Below are 18,037 nucleotides of genomic sequence, written 5' to 3'. Positions count from 1 at the left end.
CACCGGCAGCCGCGCAGAGTGGACGCGGGAACGGCCTGTTCGGGCTGTCCTCCCACGGTGGCCGTACCTGAGCCGCCGGGCCACGCGAGAGGGGAACCGGATGCTTGAGGCGTCGGACAGCCATCCGGACATCCACTGGCCGTCGGGCTTCTCGCCCGACCAGGCCCACAGCTTCTGCCAGGCGCAGGCCGTGGTGCACGCCCCGCCCGCCGCGGCCTTCGCCCTGCTCGCCGATGTGACGCGGTGGCCGGACTGGGTTCCGGGCATCACCGGGGCGTGGGCCGGACCGCTCCCCCGGAGCTTCGAGGTGGTCTTCCACGGGCAGCGCTTCGAGATCTTCGTGGGAGAGCACGAACCGTCCCGTCGGCTCGGCTGGTCGGGCGTCGGCGAGAATGTGCAGCTGTACCAGGCCTGGCTGTTCACCGCCGTCGCGGGCGGCACCCATGTGGTGACCGAGAACGTGGTGCGCGGTCCCGCCGCCAAGTCCCTCGACGCGTTGTCCCCCGTGTGGGCGCGGCGCCTGAACACCCTGTGGGTCGCGCAGCTCAAGCGGCTCTCCGAGAGCGCCCCGGACCAGGGGTGACGCGTAACCCGGCGCCACCGGACGGCCACGGGTCCCGGCACGCCGACGGCCGGCACCCGGTGGGGGTGTCGGCCGTTCGGGGGCGTGCCGCCGGTGGGGCTCAGGCGGCCTTGGCGGTGTCGTCGGTGGTGAGGCGGGCGTCGTCGGCGGCGGGGGCGGCGGTGTCCGCGTCCGCGTCGTCCTGTCCGGCCTTGCGGGCGGGGCGGAGGAAGGCGGCGAGGAGCAGGCCGACGGCGAGGGTGGGGGCGATCCAGAGGTAGCCGGTGGCCGTGGCGTGGGCGAAGGCGTCCAGTGCGGTCTCGCGCAGGGCGGTGGGCAGCCGGTCGATGGTGTCGGGGCGGGCGGCGTCGAAGCCGCCGCCGGCAGGCAGGGCGTGGGTGCGCTCGGCGAAGCCGGTGTTGAGCAGGGTGCCGAAGACGGCGACGCCGAAGGCCGCGCCGATGGAGCGGGCGAAGGTGACCACGGCGCTGGCGGCGCCGAGGTCGGTGGCGGGCACGCTGTTCTGGACGGTGGTCAGCACGACCATGGGCACCATGCCGATGCCGATGCCGGTGATCAGGAAGTAGACGCTCAGCACCAGGGTGTTGGTGCCGGCCCCGAGGGTGCCCAGCAGCAGCAGTCCGGCGAGGTTGGCGGCCAGACCCGCGAGCAGGATCACCCGCAGCCGTTCGACGTGCGCGGCCCAGCGTCCGGCCAGGGACTGGCTGATGACCAGGCCGGCGACCAGCGGCAGCATGGAGATGCCGGACAGGGTGGCCGAGACGCCGTGGACGATCTGGAGGTAGGTCGGCAGGTAGACCAGCACGGCGAACATCGCGGCGTTGGCGAAGAACCCGATCAGCGAGGAGAAGACCACGGTCCGCGAGCCCAGCATGGCCGGCGGCAGGACCGGGGCGGCGGCGCGGCGCTCGACCGGCACCAGCAGCGCGGCGAGGGCGACGGTGGCGACGATCAGCCCGACGATGGCCGGTGAGCCCCAGCCCCAGCGTTCACCGAACGAGGTGACCAGGACGAGGCCGGTGGCGATGGCGGCCAGGACGGTGGCGCCGGCGTAGTCGATGCGGGCCCTGGTGCCCCGGGTGGCGGCGGGCAGCGCACGGGCGGCGACGGCGAGGGCCACGATGCCGACGGGCAGGTTGATCAGGAAGGCCCACCGCCAGGACAGCTGGTCGGTGAAGACACCGCCCAGCAGGGGGCCGACGATGCTGGCGACGCCGTAGACCGAACCGAACATGCCCTGGTAGCGACCGCGCTCGGCGGGCGCGACGATGTCACCGACCAGGGCGAAGGTCAGCACGATCATGCCGCCGCCGCCCACGCCCTGGAGTACGCGGGCGCCGATCAGCTCGGGCAGGTTCTGCGCCAGGCCGCAGGCCACCGACGCGACCAGGAAGACCGAGGTCGAGGCCAGGTACAGGCGCTTGCGGCCGAACATGTCGCCGAGCTTGCCCCACAACGGGGTGACCGCCGTCGAGGCGAGCAGGTAGGCGGCGCTGACCCACGCGATGTCGTCGAACCCGTTCAGGTCTTCGGCTATCCGGGGCAACGCGGTCGAGACGATCGTCTGGTCGAGGGCCGCCAACAGGACCGCCAGGATCAACGCGCTCATCGCGGCGGCCACCCCACCCGCCCGGGGTGAGGAGGACTGTGTCTTCGGCATCGAAGGTGCCTTTCTGGAAGTGGTGGGCGGGCGCGCCGGCCGTGGCACAGAGCAAAAGCCTCAGCATGTCCGCAGTACCCTGCCTATCTGTCACTTCAATGTAGCAGTTACTCGACGCACTTTCACACTCCAGTGGCCATAGCTGTGCGAGGCTCCACATTTCCTGGCTAGACTCGGTGCGGTGAGAGCCGACGCAGCACGCAACCTGGAAGCCGTCCTGACCACCGGAGCCCGCATGCTCGCCGCCGACCCCGGCGCCAGCATCGCGAGCATCGCCGCCGAGGCGGGCGTGGACCGGCGCACCGTCTACCGGCGCTTCGCCTCCCGGGAGGAACTCCTCGCCGCCATCTACGAAGCCCGGCTGACAGCCATCGAAGAGGCCATCGAGGACGCCCGGCTGCGCGAGGCACCCGTCGCCGTCGCCCTGCACCGCTACGTCGAGAACATCATCGCCGTCAACCGCACCTGGCCCGTCGACCTGACCCGCATGCTCGCCGACGACGCCGTGCGCCGGCGCCGGGACGCGGCCGTCGAGGAGGTCGACGCCTTCCTCGCCCGCGCCACCGACGAGGGCGTGCTGCGCCCCGGGCTTCCGCAGGGGTGGGCCGGCGCACTGCTGCCCCAGCTCATGCACCTGGTGTCCCGGCAGCTGCCCGACCTGAACCCCGGACAGGCCGCCGATCTCGTCGTCGACACCCTGCTCAACGGCCTCGGGGCCTCCTGACACGCCGACGGGCCCCCGGTGACACATGTGCCCATGTGTCACCGGGGGCCCGTCGGCCTTCGTCGCGGCGGTGGTCGTCCGCCGCCGCTCATCTCATTCCACGGACTGGCCGGCCGCGTCCTGGCCGGAGGCCTCCTGCGTCTCCTCGTCACGGGGGCGCCGGGGCACCGCCGACGAGGGCGAGGCCACGGTTCCGGGGAGGCGGACGCGACGGAGTCGGGGCGGCTCGTTGGCGGAGTCGGTGCGCTCCAAGGCTTCTCCCATCGATGCGTTCGACCTGCCGTACCCCCCGGCGCGCACGGCGCCGACGGGCGGACGGGGTGGGTGTACAGGGAAACCAGCGAGGGCGCGCACACATTCCGGGCCGGACCGGCCACACCGGCCGGCTCCACGTGTCCACTTTGCGTCACGGCGCAACCGCGCCAGAGCGCGGTGACATGTGCGCAGGCCGGCTGTCGAATGATTCCGGCATCCCGTACCCCCGTCCGACGAAGGGACCCCTCGTGCCGCCTCTGCCTCGGCGCAGGCGCGGGTGGACGACGTTGTGCACCGTGTTCGCGGTGCTGGCGGCGTCACCCGTCCCGGCCTTCCCGGCCAGCGAACCACCCGCCCCACCGCCCGCCGCCTCCACCACCCCGGCGGCGGTCCCGCCCGACGCACCCCGGGTGACCCTGGTGACCGGCGACACGGTCACCGTCGTACGGGCCCCCGACGGCACGCTGAGCCACCTGGTACAAGACCCCGAAGGCCGCTACACGGGTTTCGAGACCCACCGCAGCGGACGCGACACCTACGTCTATCCCCGCGACGCGCTGCCGTACGTCGCCGACGGCTCGCTGGACCGCGAACTGTTCGACGTCACCCGGCTGTTGGCCGACGGCTACGACGACGCGCACCGCGACCGGCTGCCCCTGATCGTCACCTACACGGACGCGGGCCGGCACTCCGGCCGCCAGACGCCACCGCGGGGCGCCCGCACGACGCGCACGCTGGAGAGCATCGGGGGCGCGGCGCTGGCCGTGGACCGTTCGGCGGCGTTCTGGACGTCGGTCACCGGCGGCGCCGCCGCACGGGACGCGAACCAGCGGCCCCGGCTGCGCGGCGGCATCGCCAAGATCTGGCTGGACGGCAAGGTGAAGGCCGCCCTCGCCGAGAGTACCGCGCAGGTGGGGGCACCGCGGGTGTGGGCCTCCGGCGACACCGGTGAGGGCGTGGACGTCGCGGTCCTCGACACCGGTGTGGACGCCGGGCACCCCGACCTCGCCGGCAGGATCGCCGCCACCGCGGGCTTCGTGCCCGGTGAGTCCGTGACCGACGCGAACGGCCACGGCACGCACGTGGCCTCCACCATCGCCGGAACGGGTGCCGCGTCCGGCGGCCGGGAGAAGGGTGTCGCGCCGGGCGCGCGGCTGCACATCGGCAAGGTGCTCTCCGACGACGGCACGGGCCAGGACTCCTGGGTGCTGGCCGGCATGGAGTGGGCGGCCCGCGACCAGCACGCGAAGGTCATCAGCATGAGCCTGGGCGGTCCGTCCACCGACGGCTCCGACCCGCTGAGCATGGCCGTCGACCGGCTCAGCGAGGAGACCGGGGCGCTGTTCACGGTGGCCGCGGGCAACTCCGGGCCCGACGGCTACACCGTGGGCGCCCCCGGAGTGGCCGATGCCGCCCTGACCGTGGGCGCCGTCGACGGCTCCGACACGCTCGCGGACTTCTCCAGCCGGGGCCCGCGCCCCGGCGACCGGGGCGTCAAGCCGGACCTCACCGCCCCCGGCGTCGACATCCTCGCCGCGCGCTCCCAGTACGCGCCGGAAGGCTCGGGCCCCTACCAGACCCTGAGCGGCACCTCGATGGCCACGCCGTACGTCGCCGGCGCCGCGGCCCTGCTGGCCGCCAGGCACCCCGGCTTCAGCGGCCGTCAGCTCAAGGACGCTCTCGTCAGCACGACCGCGGCGACACCCCGGTACACCCCCTTCGAGGCCGGCGCCGGCCGTCTGGACATCGCCGCCACCGCAACGGCGACCGTGTTCGCCTCCGGCGGCGCCGACTTCGGCTTCCACGCCTGGCCGACCCCGGCCGGCACGACCGCCGAGCGGACGGTGACGTACACCAACACCGCCGGCAGCCCCATCGCCCTGCGCCTGACGACCGACGGTCCGTTCACCCTCTCCGCCGACCGGCTGTCCGTCCCGGCACACGGCACCGCCGCGGTCACCGTGACCGCGCACTACGACCAGGTCCCCGCCGACCGGGCGTCGGCCGCCTTCCTGACGGCCACCGACGACTCGGGCACCGTCCGCGCCCGTACGTCCCTGAGCGCGGCCAAGGAGGGCGAGCGGCACCGGCTCACCCTGAAGGCGAAGGACCGCGCCGGCCGGCCGGCCGCCGGCACGGTCGTCCTCACGGCGAAGAAGTTCTGGCTGCCCCTGGCGCTCGACGACTCCGGGACCACGGACCTGCGGCTGCCGCCGGGTTCCTACACCGCGTGGCTGGACACGCCGCTGGAGGGCGCCCACGGCCCGCACTCGATCGGACAGGGCCTGCTGGCCGTCACCGACATCGACCTGGGACGGGACCGTACGGCGGTCTTCGACGGCACCAAGGCCCGCCAGGTACGGACCGTGGCGCCGGACCCGAGCACACCCGACGGCTCCCGCGTGGACCTCTACCGCGGCTTCGCCGCCGACGACTGGTCCTCGTCCTCCCGCTGGACCGACGCCGCCTACGACAGCGTCTGGGCCCTGCCCACCGGACGCGAGGTGGCGGAGGGGGAGTTCGTGTTCGGCACCCGGTGGCGGCTGCGGCAGCCGGCTCTGACGGTGGCCTCCGGCGACGGAGCCTTCGACGATCTGCGCGTCGCGCCGGGAGCGACCCCGCTGCCCGAAGGCCGGCGCCGCCTCGACGCGGTCTTCGCCGGCGACGGCGCCCCCGCCGCGTACAACTCCCTCGACGTCCGCGGGAAGGCCGCCGTGGTACGCCGCGACGACACCGTGCCCGTGCCCGAGCAGGCCGCCGCGGCGACCGCCGCGGGCGCCCGGCTGCTGCTGGTCGTCAACGACGGCGACGGCCGCCTGCAAGCGTGGGACGACTCCCCCTGGCTGCCGGCGGATCCACCGCCGCTGACCGTCGCCACGCTCACCCGTGACGAGGGCGAACGGCTCATCACCCGGACGTCCGGCCACGCCCGCACCCGGCTCTCCGTCACCTCGCACCCCGTCACCGAGTACGTCTACGACCTCGTCCACGACTACCGGGGCGCCGTCCCCGCCGACCCCGTCCACCGGGCCGACCGGCGCGAACTCGCCCGCGTCGACGTCTCGTTCCGCAACTACCGTGCCGGGCGGGCACTGGAGAACCGCGACGACGTCACACCGGTCGGCGGCAGCGCCCTGAACCCCTCGGACGCCCCGGCCCTGGGCGAGCGCACGGACTGGGTCACGGCGGGCGAGCCCTGGTCGGACCGGGCCCAGATCCCGGGCGAGCAGCAGCAGTACGCCCCGGCCGTCACCTACCGCGCCGGATCCGCCGACCGGGTCAGCTGGTTCGGGCCGGTCCAGCGGCCACGGCTCCTCGACGGCGACGCACCGGTCCGCCAGGACGACAGGCTGTACGTGTCCGTCCCCGGCTGGGGCGACTCGGGAACCGGTCATCTGGGCGGTACGTACGGCAACTTCGACGTCGACAACCGGGTGCGGCTCTACCAGGGCGACGAACTCGTCCGTGAGATGGGCCGCTACCAGCTCACCATGACCGTGTCCGGTCTGAGCCCGGCCCCGCTCCCCTACCGTCTGGTCTCGGAGAACTCCCGTGACGCCTGGGCGGCGCCCTACTCCACCGCCACCCGGACCGAGTGGGGGTTCACCTCACGGGCGGGAGCCGCGGGCGAGCAGGCCCAACTGCCGCTGATCCAGCTCGACTACGGGATCGCCACCGACGTCTCCGGGCGGGCCGGGCGGCACGTCGGCCTGACGGTGACCGCCTCGCACCTGCCGGGGTCCACCGGCACCGCAGCGATCGGACAGGTCGGCCTGGAGATCTCGTACGACGACGGGGTCACCTGGCACAGCACGACGCTACGGCACTCGGGCACCGGGTGGCGGACGCGGCTCGACGCCCCCCGCACCGCCCGGTTCGTCAGCCTGCGCGTGGACGCGCGTGACGCCCGCGGCAACAGCGTGCGGCAGAGCATCGTGCGGGCCTTCGGGCTCAGGTAGCGGATGCCGGGGCGGCCGAACCGGCCGCCCCGGCAGCGCGTCAGCGATCGCGGCATCGCGATCACGCCGCAGTGACCCGGCTCCACCCGGTGCCGGGTCATCCGTGGTGCCGGAGGTCCGGATGACCGTCAGCGGCGGGTGCGGCGGGCAGCGCGTCGCGTGCGGGTGAACTCCGGCCGGTCGCACAGCGGTAGAGCGACCGCGGACCCGGCCTTGGCGTTCCGCCGTTCACGCGCGGTGGGCCGTCAGCCCGCGCGGACCCCTTCGAGGAAGCGGCCGGCCAGGTCGACACGTTCGGCGAGGGTGGCGTGCGTCTGCCCGAAGTCCACGAACAGTTCGTGCACCCCTGCCTCCGCCGCGGCCCGCGCGTAGTCGATGTACTGGTCCAGCGTGCCCGCCCCGGGCATCTCGTCCGGGCCGGTCCTCGTGTCGGTCAGCTCGGAGTTGACGCGTAGCGCGATGTGCAGGGCGGACGGGTCCCGGTCCGCCTCCACCGCCTCCTTGACGACGGTGTCCCACATGCCCATGAGGTGCGCGAGCGGCATCGCGACGGGCAACCAGCCGTCGAGCCTGCGCCCGATCCGCCGCAGGCCCGCAGGGGTGAACGCCGCGAGCAGCACGGGCGGCTTGGGGCGCTGGCGCGGCTTGAGCCCCACCACGGTCTCCGGGATGGTGAACAGCGGCCCCTCGTGGGCGAAGACGTCCTCGGCCCAGTACCCCTCCAGGACGTCCAGCGTCTCGTCGAGCCGCGCGCCCCGGCCCTGCCACGGTATGGAGACCGCGGTGTACTCGTCGGGCATCCAGCCCAGGCCGAGACCCACGGTGAGCCGTCCCTGGCTGAGGACGTCGAGGGTGGTCAGCGACCGGGCCAGCATGATCGGCGGCTGCCACAGGCCGTTGAGCGTGCTCGTGCCCAGGCGGACGCGGCTCGTGTGCGACGCGGCGAAGGTGAGCGCCACCACGGGGTCCAGGTGGTTCTCGTAGACGCGCGGCATCGCGCCGTCACGGCTCGGGTACGGCGCGCTCGGAACGTGGGGGGCGAGGACCCGGTCGCCCGTCCACAAGGAGTCGTATCCCATCTCCTCCGCGGTGCGGCAGACACGGAGAACGCCTTCCGGCGTGGCGTCGGGACCGAAGGTGGGAAGGGCCAGGCCCAGTCGCATGCGAGTCTCCTCATGGGGTCGTGCGCTCGGGACGCGCGCCCGTCAGCGCGACGCCCAGCAGGTTTTCCAGGGCGGCGACCGTCCGTGCGGGCTCCACCGCGTGGACGGTGGTGAAGCCGAGTTCGGCCGCGGGAGGGAGGTACTGCTCGGTGTCGTCGACGAAGACGCACTCCTCGGCCGGCAGGTCGAGCCGCTCCAGCACGAGCCGGAAGATCTCCCGCTCGGGCTTGCGCGTCCCGTGGACTTCGGACAGCACCACGGCGTCGTAGAGTTCGTCCACCTCGTAGCCGTCGTACAGGTTCCACGGGGTCAGGCCGACGGAGTTCGAGAGGATGCCGACCTTCACCCCGGCCCGGCGCGCGGCGGCGGCTGCGGCGATCACCGAGGTCTCGGGACGCAGGTCGGCGAAGATCCGGCCCATCAGGCTGTCCGGCGCGATGCCGAGCAGCCGTCCGGCCGCTTCGTTCCACTGCGTCTGGGTGAGTGTGCCGCGCTCCAGTTCCTCGGTGAGCCGGATCCCCTCGGGGTTCAGGTAGAGGCCGGTGAGCAGCGTCCCCTCGGCCAGTCCCGCGCGCCTTTCGAAGGCGAGCGCGGCGGGCAGCAGAGGTGTCGTCAGCACACCACCGAAGTCGAGGACGAGGCCCTTGCGGTGCTGGGTCATACGCACACCTTAGAAGGCCGGCCGGTCCGGGGCCTCCACCGGGTCGCCATGTTTCTCGTCGGGCGGGTACATGTGTGCAGGCCGCGGCTCGGCGTCCGGGACACCTCGCGCGTGTTCACCGGTCATGTGTGCCGATCCTCGCCGCTGCGCCGGGGACGCCGCCGCGCACCCGCACGGCCGTGAACCCTGCCGGGGGGTCGCTGCGTTGTCCTGGTGAAGGGGTTCTTCGCCGCCCCGGCGACGGCGGCGGAGGCCCCGGTTCACCGGCGGCCGGTGACGACGGTCGCGGCCGGCGGCCCGTGCGGTCAGGAACACCCGTCCTCCCTGACCGCTCGGGTCGCCCGCGACCACCCGCGACGGTTCAGCCCTTCAGCCGGTGCGGGTGTGCGGGGTACACACCCAGGATGCGCACCTCGGAGGAGAAGAAGCGCAGCTCGTGCAGGGCGAGGGCGACGCGCTCGTCGTCGGGGTGGCCCTCGATCTCGACGTAGAAGCGGCTGGCGTTGAGCCCCGCGCCCATCTGGTAGCTCTCGATCTTGGTGAGGTTCACGCCGCTGGTGGCGAACCCGCCGAGTGTCTTGTACAGCGCGCTGGGGATGTTGCGCACGCTGAAGAACAGGCTCGTCATCGTCGGCTCCCCGGTGTCGGGGGCGGGGGCGGCGTCCCGGGACAGCACGACGAACCGCGTGGTGTTGTCCGGGTCGTCCTCGACGCCCGCGCGCAGCACCTCCAGGCCGTGCAGCCCGGCCGCGGCGGGCGGGGCGAGCGCGGCGTGCCGCGGGTCGCCCAGCTCGGCCACCTCGCGCGCCGCTCCGGCCGTGTCGTCGCTGACGAGGGTGCGCCAGCCGCCCTCCCGCAGCAGTTTGCGGCACTGCCCCAGGGCGTGGACGTGGCTGCGTACGCACTCCACCTGGTCCAGGGTCGCGCCGGGCACCCCCATCAGGTCGAAGCGGATGGCGAGGAAGTACTCGGCGGTGATGAACAGACCGGACTCGGGCAGCAGGTGGTGCACGTCCGCGACGCGCCCTGCCGCGGAGTTGTCCACCGGGATCACGGCGACGTCGGCGGTGCCGAGTGTCACCGCCTCCAGCGCCTGCTCGAAGCTCGTGCAGGGCAGTTCAGCGCTTCCGGGGTACAGGGCGCGTGCGGCGGTCGCGGAGTTGGAGCCAGGTTCACCCTGATATGTGACGGTTGTCACCGATTTGCACCTTTCCAGGAGGTCCCGTCGTCGGGCGGCAGAAGCTGCGTCGCGTACCGCACCTGCTGAAGTATCGGTGCACTGGCTTCCATGAGATGCACCAGGGGGTGCTCACCGGCGTACCCGTACGACGCCAGTGCGTGGTCGAGTGCCGACGCGACCACCTGGTGGACGGCGTTCCCGGCCCGCTCGACGCGCGCGGCGAGCCGCTCCTCGGCGGACGACGGCAGGCCCAGCCGCGCGGAGGGCGCGCCGTGCAGGGCCGCCGCCAGGCTCAGCCGCTCGTCGTGCAGCACGGCGGCGAGTTCGGCGGCCACGGCGGCGGAGGGCACCGGCCCCCGGGCCGCGCCGGGCACCGTGTCCACGGCGGCCAGTGCCCCGGTGATGCGCCGGGCCGCTCCCAGGGCCTGGGCCGCGACCGCCGTCCACAGGAACGGCGCGTCCCCGGCGCGCAGCGCTGTGGCCGCCGTGTGCGTGGCGAACCCCGTGGGCACGTGCACGCCCGTCAGCCGGAACGCGGGTCCGGGCCCGACGGCGTCGCCCGTGACGGCACGGACCGCGCTCCGCAGCACCTTGGAGGGCACCGCGAACAGATCCGGGCCGCCGGGCGTTGCCCTGCCCGGGCGGAACGGCCGCTCGCCGCCGGTCAGCGGCAGCGCCAGCCAGGGTCCGGTTCCGTCGTGCGCCGGCAGGTGCCACAGTCCGGCCAGGGTGAAGCCGCCGGCGACGGCCGGCCGCACCACCGGCCTGTCCCGGACGTCCGCGCCGGGTACGGCAGTGGTCAGCGGCGCGGCCCAGTTCCAGGCGGTGGTGAACGCCTGCCAGGCGGCGGACGGGTCGCCATGGGCGTGGTCCTCGTAGAACGCGAACACCTGCGCGAGGCCGGTGCCGGGTCCGAGCACCCGCAGGTGGTCACCGTGCGTGGATGTCGTCATGGCTCACGCCGCCCGTACGGCATCGCCGGCCGCGGTCGTCGTCAGGACCACGTTGTGCAGTTCCTCGCCCCGTGCGTAGCGGTGCAGTTGCCGGCGCGGGAAGTCCTCGGTCATCGCCGGGAACGCGTCGGTGAAGGCCGCCACGTGCGGGGTGACGAGGACGCCGGGCAGGTGCCACAGCGGATGGCCCGGCGGCAGCGGTTCCGGATCGGTGACGTCGAGCCCGGCCCGGAGCCGGCCCGCCCGCACCTCCCGGACCAGCGCGCCGGTGTCCACCAGCTCTCCCCGGGCGACGTTCACCAGCAGGGCACCGTCCCTCATGAGTGCCGGCGCCTGCGCACCGAACATGCCGCGCGTCTGCCCGGTCAGCGGCGCGCACAGCACGACCGCGTCCGCCGTGGGCAACAGTCCGCGTAGTTCCGGCGCCCCGTGCACGCGTCCGGCCGGTGTGGTGCGCGCGGCGCGGGCCACGAAGAGCGTCTCGCACCGGAACGCGCCGAGCCGGGCGGCGACGGCCGCGCCGACGGCGCCGTGGCCGACGACCAGGACGCGCTCGCCGACCAGCGAGGTGCGGAACTCGGGCTGCCACGTCCCCTCGGCCCGCCGGGCACCGAACACGTCGAGCCCCCGGGACAGGGCCGGCAGCAGGGTGACCGCCGGCTCGGCGGTGGCCTCGCGGTGCACGCCGTGCCCGGTGCTCAGCCGGGTTCCGGGCGGCATCGCGTCCAGCAGCGGCAGCATGTGGTCGTAGCCGGAGCTGAAGAGCTGGAGCACCTCCAGGTTGCGCATCCGCGGCAGGACGGGGCGCAGCACCCGGTCGGCGCCGGGGGCCGGTGGGCCGGCGAGGAAGCGGACCTCTGCGGGGTCACCCGGCAACGGGCCGGACCCGTCCCAGTACGCGTAGGTGAACTCGTCCGGCAGTCCGGGGATCCGGCTTCGGTGGTACGGGAGCCAGACGGTCGTGCCGTCCTTCATCGTGCATCAGCTTCTTCCCGCTCAGGTGCGGCGTGGGGCCGGCACCGACGTGCGGCCGTTCGTGAAGCGGTGGGGTGTTCGCGCCGGACCGCGCCCCCGCGGAGCCTGTCCACGCGGCGGACGATGTCCGGACCGCCTCGGTCGGCATGGAGTCGTTTCCTCACTTGTGAGGACGTGTGTGTCACGGGCGGAGGTTCACGTGAGGCTCGTCACTCGGAGGTGTGTCCGGCCGCCCGGACGACATACGTGTCGACGCGCGGCCGTGCCCGGCGGGGAGGTACCGGCGACGTGCCCGTCGGCACACCGGGCGCGGCGGGGCAGCGGCGCCGCCCGGGCACGACTGCCTGCCCGGGCGGCGGGCGGGCCCGCTCACCGCGGGTGGGACGGCGGCCCCGGTACCAGCTCGCGGTAGCGCCCGCGGTGGAAGACCAGCGGTTCACGAGCGGGGTCCGCGCCGAGCGCCACGACCCGGCCGACGACCAGGGTGTGGTCACCGGCGTCGTACTCGTTCCACAGCTCGCACGAGAGGAACGCGCACACACCGTCCAGCCGTGGCGCGCCGCCCGGGCCCGGCGACCATCCGACCCCGTGGAACCTGCCTTGGCCGGGGCGGGCGAACGCGGCGCTGACGTCCGCCTGGCCGGCGGCCAGGACGTTGACCCCGAAGGTGCCCGCCGTACGGATGAGGGGCCAGGTCCGCGAGGTCCGGGCCGGGGAGAAGGAGACGAGCAGGGGGTCGAGGGAGAGGGACACGAAGGACTGGCAGGTGAAGCCGAGCGGGCCGGCCGGCCCGCCGGCCGTGATGACGGTGACGCCCGTCGCGAAGTGCCCGAGCACCTCGCGCACGGTTCCTCCGGTGGCCTCCGACGCGCTGAGGTCGAACATGTGCCTTCTGTTCTTTCTCGCCCGCCGCGACGGACTTGAGCCCGCCCGGCGGGCGTGGGAGCGGATACGGCGGGCGTGGGAGCGGATACGGCGGGCGTGGGAGCGGATACGGCGGGCGGTGCCTCAGACCATCGGGCTGACCGGCCGCCCGTCGCCCACCAGCGCACGGCCGTACATCTCCTTGGCGAGCCCGGGGTTGAGCGTGGGATGCCGCGACGCGGTCTCCAGATCGCGCCAGTGCCGCTGCAAGGTCCCGGTGAGCGAGAAGCTGCCCGCTCCGCTGACGGTCAGCAGGGCCTGCATCGCCTGGCGCAGGCACGTGGAGGCGTGTCCCGCGTCCATCCGCACCCGCGCCCGTTCGACCAGCGTGGGGGTGCTCCCGGAGGCCGCCGCCGCGGCGATGAACTCCGCCGAGCGCCGCAGGTGCAGGTGGGCGGAGTCGATGAGGATGGCCGCCTCGGCGAGCGCGGCCTGCACGCTCGGCGAGTCGGCGAGCCGGGCGTGCAGGGACATGGCCATCGGCTTGCCGCCCTCGACGGTCTCCAGGGTGAGCTGGAGGGCCGCCCTCCCGATGCCCAGCAGCGGTCCCATGGAGACGACCGTCATGGATCCCGGCGGAATCCGGTACAACGACTCCTCGGGCAGTCCCCGTCCCTGGACGACGTCGGAGAACCGCCGGAGCCGGTGGTACGGGACGAAGACCTCGTCGGCGACCAGGGTGTCACTGCCCGTGCCGCGCATGCCCGCCATGTCCCAGGTCTTCTCGATGGCGAGGGCGGAGGCGGGCACGAGCGCCAGTCCCCGTTCGGTCCCGGCGCCCGACTCCCCCGGCAGCGGGACGCCGAGCAGGGCCCAGTCGGCGTGGTGGCTGCCGGACGCCCAGGCCCAGGAGCCGGAGACGAGCAGCCCGCCCTCGACGGGCGCCGAGACGACTCCCGTGCTGCCGAACACCCCGCACATGGGGACGTCGGGGCCGCCGCCCCACAGGTCCTGGCGCCCCTGCTCGCCGAAAGAGGCGGCGATCTGCTGTGCCACGTACGAGACCATCACCACCCAGGCGCTCGACGGGCAGGCCAGTGCCACTTCGGCCGTCACTTCCATGCTGTCGGCGGGCGCCAGCTCCGCACCGCCCCAGCGCTTCGGCACGCCGAGGCGGAACAGGCCCGCCTCCCGCAGCGCCCGCTCGGCCTCGGGCGTCAGCCGGCTGTCGCGCTCGGCCGCGTCCGCGGTGCGGCGCAGCACGGGGGCGATCTCTTGGACAGCCGCCATGAGCCGGCGGGTGGGTTCGGTGAGCGGGGCGCGCTCGCCGCTGATCGATGCGGTCATCACCACTCCAGGAACAGCAGGATTCGGACCCACGGGTCCGTTTGCTGTGGCCAGCATAACCGGACTCCGGGGTCCGATTGTCTCGCGGTCCTTGCCCCGAACCACGGCAGGCACAATGAACGGGTGAATCCGGTGCAGACGACTCCGCAGCAGAACCGGCTCGACGCCCCCCGCAGACGGGCCGACGCCCGGCGCAACCACGAGCGGGTCTTCGCCGCGGCACTGGAGGTCTTCGAGGAGTTCGGGCTCCAGGGCACCGTGCCGCAGGTCGCCGAGCGTGCCGACGTGGGGAAGGCCACGGTGTACCGCAGCTACCCGACGAAGGAAGACCTGGTGGAAGCGGTCGTGGAGCATCGGCTGGCGGAACTGGAGCGGATCACCGCGCCCGCTCTGGCCGAGGCCGAGCCGACGCGGACCTTCGACACCTACGTGCTCCTGCTCTTCGAGAACCTCGCCCGGGACCGCCTGCTGTCGGAGGTGCTCGCGGAGGGGCGGTCGACGGCGTACACCGGTCCCTTGCTCGACCGACTGGCCGCTCTGATGGAGGAGGCCAGAACCGCCGGCCGGATCCGTCCGGACGCCAACCCGCTGGACCTGCGCGTGGTGCTGTGCGGCATGTGCCTGCAACTGGTCAATCTCGCGGAGCGGGATCCGGCGTTGTGGCGCAGGTACGGCCAGCTGACCCTCCAGGCGCTGCGGCCCTGAACCCGCCGCGGTCTCAGCGGTCGAGCCCCGCCGGCGCCGTGCCCGGCCGCCGCCCGCGTGCCGGGACGGGCCGGTACGGCGTCCGGTCCCCCGCCCGGGATGCGTCGCGGTCCACGGCCGGGGCCACGCCACGGCGGGCGGCGACCGGGGCCGGGTCGGGGTGCGCGGCAGCCGCGCGGAAGATCTCCGCCCAGGACGTCACGGCCGGCCGGCGGCGCAGCAGCGCCCGGCGCTCCCGCTCCGTCATCGCGCCCCACACGCCGTACTCCTCGCGGTGGTCGAGGGCGTAGGCCAGGCAGTCGAGCCGGACCGGGCAGGCGGCGCAGACGGCCTTGGCCTCGTTCTGCGCGGCACCTTCGGCGAACATCCGGTCCGGCTGCGCCCGGCACAGCCCTTGGTCGACCCAGTCCATGCCCGCCTCGCTCCCCTGCGGCGTCCCGGCCGGGCCGCCTGCTGCGTCCGTACACACGTATCGGAAGACGCCTCCGACACTAGCTCACATGTTCCGCGGTCGGCGTACCGGATCGAGCCAGGCCGGGCCGTACGCGCGCGCCGCCCGGACCTCGCTGTCCGGGGCGACGATACGTGTCTCGAAGGGCAAGGTACAGCTCATACGGGGTGCGGGCCGCCCGTCCGGAGCCGTCAGTCATGGTGCAAGCCGTGCAGCAAGAACATTTTCGGCCATACCAGGTGACGAACTTCCTGAGGTGCATCTAGTCTTTCGACTCAAGGCGGCTCGCAGGGCGGCGAGCCCCCCGTGGAACACAACCGCTGCTCAGGAGGCCGCCCGGAGCATGTGCACGCGCCGTCCCGGCGCCCCGAAGGGGAGCCGCGGGAAGAAACGCCGCACCGCGCAGGAGCGACGAGGACGTACCCTCGCCTCTGCGCTTGGCGCGATCCGTGCGCACGGGCGCGGCAGCGTTCGGCCGGGCCGGTTCAGCGGGGAAGGGAGTGGGGGACGGTGGAGTCGATCGACAGGACGATGGTCGGCCGCGAACGCGAGCAGGAGGTACTGTCCGGCTTCGTGACGGCCCCGGGGGGCCAGGCTCTCGTCCTGCGCGGCGACACCGGTGTGGGCAAGAGCGCCCTGCTGGACCACGTCGCCGACCTCGCGGCGCACGAGAAGCACCGCGTGATCCGGGCCGCCGGGGTCGAGGCCGAATCGGAGCTGCCCTTCGCCGGCCTGCACCAGTTCCTCTACCCGCTGCTGCCCTACATCGACCGGCTCGACGACACCCACCGAGGCGTCTTCGACGTCGTCTTCGGCAGGAGCCAGGGCCCGCCCCCCTCGGTCATGACCCTCGGCATCGCCGTCCTCGACCTGCTCTCCCTCGCGGCGTCGCAGAAGCCCCTCCTGCTGGTACTCGACGACGGCCAGTGGCTGGACACCTCCAGCACCGAGGTGTGCGGATTCGTGGGCCGCCGGCTCACCGGCAGCTCGGTCAAGCTCGCGGTCGGCCTGCGCTCCGACCTCGCCTCCGGCTTCGACACGGCCGCGCTGCCGCACCTGCCGGTGACCACGCTGTCCGAGAAGGCCTCCGAGCAGCTCCTCGACATGCACCACCCCGGCCTGGACCCCCGGATCCGCCGTCTCGTCCTGGACGAGGCACTGGGCAACCCGCTGGCCCTGCTGGAACTGCCGCCCCATGTGCTGCGCAGCGGCCGGGCGGCGGGCAACCGGGAGGACCTGGTCGGGTACACCGGCGTCCCGCTGCCCCTGCGCCTGCGGCACGTCTACGGCGCCCGCATCGAGGCCCTCGGTGACGCCGTACGCGCGGAACTGCTGCGCGGCGCCCTGGACGGCGTCGGAGCGGGCACGGCGGCAGGCCGTGCCCGCGGCACGCGCTACCGCATGCGCGACACCGAAGAGGCGCTGGCGGCAGGCCTGCTGGGCATCGACCCGCTCAGCGGCGACTTCGTCTTCCGGCACCCGCTGGTGCGCTCGACGGTCGTCCAGACGGCGACGCCCAACGAGCGCCGCGCGGCCCACGCGGTGCTCGCGCACGTGCACCGCGACGACGTGGAACGGCGTGCCATGCACCTGGCGGCCTCGACGGTCGACCCGGACGAGGCGGTGGCGGCGGCGCTGGAGGCGGCGGCCGACTCCGCCACCCGGCGCGGCGGCTCACAGGCCGCCGTGACCTGGCTGACCCGGGCCGCGGAACTGAGCGAGGGCCGCGAGGAGCGGTCCCGGCGACTGGGCAGCGCGGCGTTCATCGCCGGTCACGCCGGCCTGCTGGACCGGGCCCAGCAACTGGTCGGCTCCGACACCACGCCCGGTGGGAACGACTCCCCGGCCTCCGTGGTCGCGTCGGCCTATGGCGCGCTGTACGACGACGGGGACGTCCGCACCTCGCACCGCCAGGTCACGGCGGCGATCGAGAGCATCCGTGACAGCGGCGCGACAGAGCCGAACGAGGTGCTCACCCGGCTGGTGAACTTGCTGCTCGCAATCGACCAGTACGCGAGCGACGAGACGTCGTGGGAACGGACGCACGATCTCCTCGGCTCCCTGGGGGACCTGGTGTCCCCCCTCTCCCGTGTCTACGAGGACGCGTGGGGGGACATCGTCCGGCGCGGCGCGGGTGTGGCGGAGCGGGTGGAACGCGCCTTCGCCGACCTCCGCGCGCTCGAACCGTGGGACATCAGCCGGCTGTCGGTCGCCGCCTACCACGTGGACACCCTCAGCCACTACCGGCCGCATCTCCAGCGCACCGTCGACCGCGAGGTGGAGACGGGTGCCGCGGTGTCCGGCATCACCATGCTGCACCTGATCATGCTCGACCAGCTCGCGGTCGGGGAATGGGACGAGGCCGAGCGGACCGGACAGCGTGGCCTGGAACTGGCGGCGTCACACCACCACGCGCTGTTCGCCCATCACACCCGGGCGTATCTCGGTCTGCTCGCGGCGATGCGCGGCCAGGTCGAACGGGCACGGGAACTCCAGGCTACCGTCGACGCCTGGGCCCGACCCCGCGGCGTCGGCTTCCTCACCCAGATCACCGACG

15 protein-coding genes are annotated in these 18,037 nt (G+C 73.7%); 5 read left to right on the top strand and 10 right to left on the bottom strand.

What is annotated here, in order from left to right:
• The first annotated feature begins 100 nt into the window (after positions 1 to 100).
• Positions 101 to 583 (top strand): SRPBCC family protein, encoded by a 483-nt coding sequence (locus AQJ11_RS42205; RefSeq protein WP_059266993.1) that lies wholly within the window; start codon positions 101 to 103, stop codon positions 581 to 583.
• A gap of 100 nt (positions 584 to 683) precedes the next feature.
• On the opposite strand, the gene AQJ11_RS42200 is transcribed toward AQJ11_RS42205, so the two are convergent.
• Positions 684 to 2,243: an MDR family MFS transporter gene (locus AQJ11_RS42200; protein WP_107120966.1), complete on the bottom strand. Its 1,560-nt coding sequence runs from the start codon at positions 2,241 to 2,243 to the stop codon at positions 684 to 686.
• Between the two features lie 235 nt (positions 2,244 to 2,478).
• Between AQJ11_RS42200 and AQJ11_RS42195 the strand changes: the two genes are divergently transcribed.
• Entirely contained in the window at positions 2,479 to 2,967 is a 489-nt protein-coding gene (locus AQJ11_RS42195; protein WP_014669033.1) for a TetR/AcrR family transcriptional regulator, read from the top strand.
• Between the two features lie 93 nt (positions 2,968 to 3,060).
• Here the strand turns inward: AQJ11_RS42195 and AQJ11_RS50210 are convergent, their stop codons facing one another.
• Positions 3,061 to 3,219 (bottom strand): hypothetical protein, encoded by a 159-nt coding sequence (locus AQJ11_RS50210; protein WP_014669032.1) that lies wholly within the window; start codon positions 3,217 to 3,219, stop codon positions 3,061 to 3,063.
• Positions 3,220 to 3,518: 299 nt separating this feature from the next.
• On the opposite strand from AQJ11_RS50210, the gene AQJ11_RS42190 reads away from it, so the two are divergent.
• Complete coding sequence (locus AQJ11_RS42190; RefSeq protein ID WP_059266991.1) at positions 3,519 to 7,181, top strand: S8 family serine peptidase; 3,663 nt, start codon at positions 3,519 to 3,521, stop codon at positions 7,179 to 7,181.
• Between the two features lie 245 nt (positions 7,182 to 7,426).
• Here the strand turns inward: AQJ11_RS42190 and AQJ11_RS42185 are convergent, their stop codons facing one another.
• The 7 genes from AQJ11_RS42185 to AQJ11_RS42155 form a co-directional block, all read right to left on the bottom strand.
• A complete protein-coding gene (locus AQJ11_RS42185) occupies positions 7,427 to 8,344 on the bottom strand; it encodes a TIGR03619 family F420-dependent LLM class oxidoreductase (protein ID WP_059266990.1) in 918 nt (305 codons plus the stop codon).
• A 10-nt stretch (positions 8,345 to 8,354) separates the two neighbouring features.
• Complete coding sequence (locus AQJ11_RS42180) at positions 8,355 to 9,005, bottom strand: HAD-IA family hydrolase (protein WP_059266989.1); 651 nt, start codon at positions 9,003 to 9,005, stop codon at positions 8,355 to 8,357.
• A 361-nt stretch (positions 9,006 to 9,366) separates the two neighbouring features.
• Positions 9,367 to 10,203 (bottom strand): prephenate dehydratase, encoded by an 837-nt coding sequence (locus AQJ11_RS42175; RefSeq protein WP_058084570.1) that lies wholly within the window; start codon positions 10,201 to 10,203, stop codon positions 9,367 to 9,369.
• A complete protein-coding gene (locus AQJ11_RS42170) occupies positions 10,200 to 11,138 on the bottom strand; it encodes a hypothetical protein (RefSeq protein ID WP_059266988.1) in 939 nt (312 codons plus the stop codon). The genes AQJ11_RS42175 and AQJ11_RS42170 overlap by 4 nt, the downstream gene beginning before the upstream one ends.
• A 3-nt stretch (positions 11,139 to 11,141) precedes the next feature.
• Entirely contained in the window at positions 11,142 to 12,113 is a 972-nt protein-coding gene (locus AQJ11_RS42165) for an NAD(P)-dependent oxidoreductase (RefSeq protein ID WP_059266987.1), read from the bottom strand.
• A 369-nt stretch (positions 12,114 to 12,482) separates the two neighbouring features.
• Complete coding sequence (locus tag AQJ11_RS42160; RefSeq protein WP_059266986.1) at positions 12,483 to 12,998, bottom strand: flavin reductase family protein; 516 nt, start codon at positions 12,996 to 12,998, stop codon at positions 12,483 to 12,485.
• A gap of 123 nt (positions 12,999 to 13,121) precedes the next feature.
• Positions 13,122 to 14,324 (bottom strand): acyl-CoA dehydrogenase family protein, encoded by a 1,203-nt coding sequence (locus tag AQJ11_RS42155; RefSeq protein ID WP_059266985.1) that lies wholly within the window; start codon positions 14,322 to 14,324, stop codon positions 13,122 to 13,124.
• Between the two features lie 123 nt (positions 14,325 to 14,447).
• Here AQJ11_RS42155 and AQJ11_RS42150 point away from each other — a divergent pair, with 123 nt between their 5' ends.
• Positions 14,448 to 15,029, top strand: a complete 582-nt coding sequence (locus AQJ11_RS42150) for a TetR/AcrR family transcriptional regulator (RefSeq protein ID WP_237281235.1) — start codon at positions 14,448 to 14,450, stop codon at positions 15,027 to 15,029.
• 13 nt (positions 15,030 to 15,042) lie between these two features.
• Here AQJ11_RS42150 and AQJ11_RS42145 read toward each other — a convergent pair whose 3' ends face one another.
• Positions 15,043 to 15,441: a WhiB family transcriptional regulator gene (locus AQJ11_RS42145; RefSeq protein ID WP_059266984.1), complete on the bottom strand. Its 399-nt coding sequence runs from the start codon at positions 15,439 to 15,441 to the stop codon at positions 15,043 to 15,045.
• A 570-nt stretch (positions 15,442 to 16,011) separates the two neighbouring features.
• On the opposite strand from AQJ11_RS42145, the gene AQJ11_RS42140 reads away from it, so the two are divergent.
• A partial coding sequence (locus tag AQJ11_RS42140) for an AAA family ATPase (RefSeq protein WP_167360908.1) occupies positions 16,012 to 18,037 on the top strand: 2,026 nt, incomplete at its 3' end.

The organism is Streptomyces corchorusii, assembly GCF_001514055.1.
Lineage (GTDB): Bacteria > Actinomycetota > Actinomycetes > Streptomycetales > Streptomycetaceae > Streptomyces > Streptomyces olivaceoviridis.
This window is presented reverse-complemented; position numbering and strand designations above follow the sequence as displayed.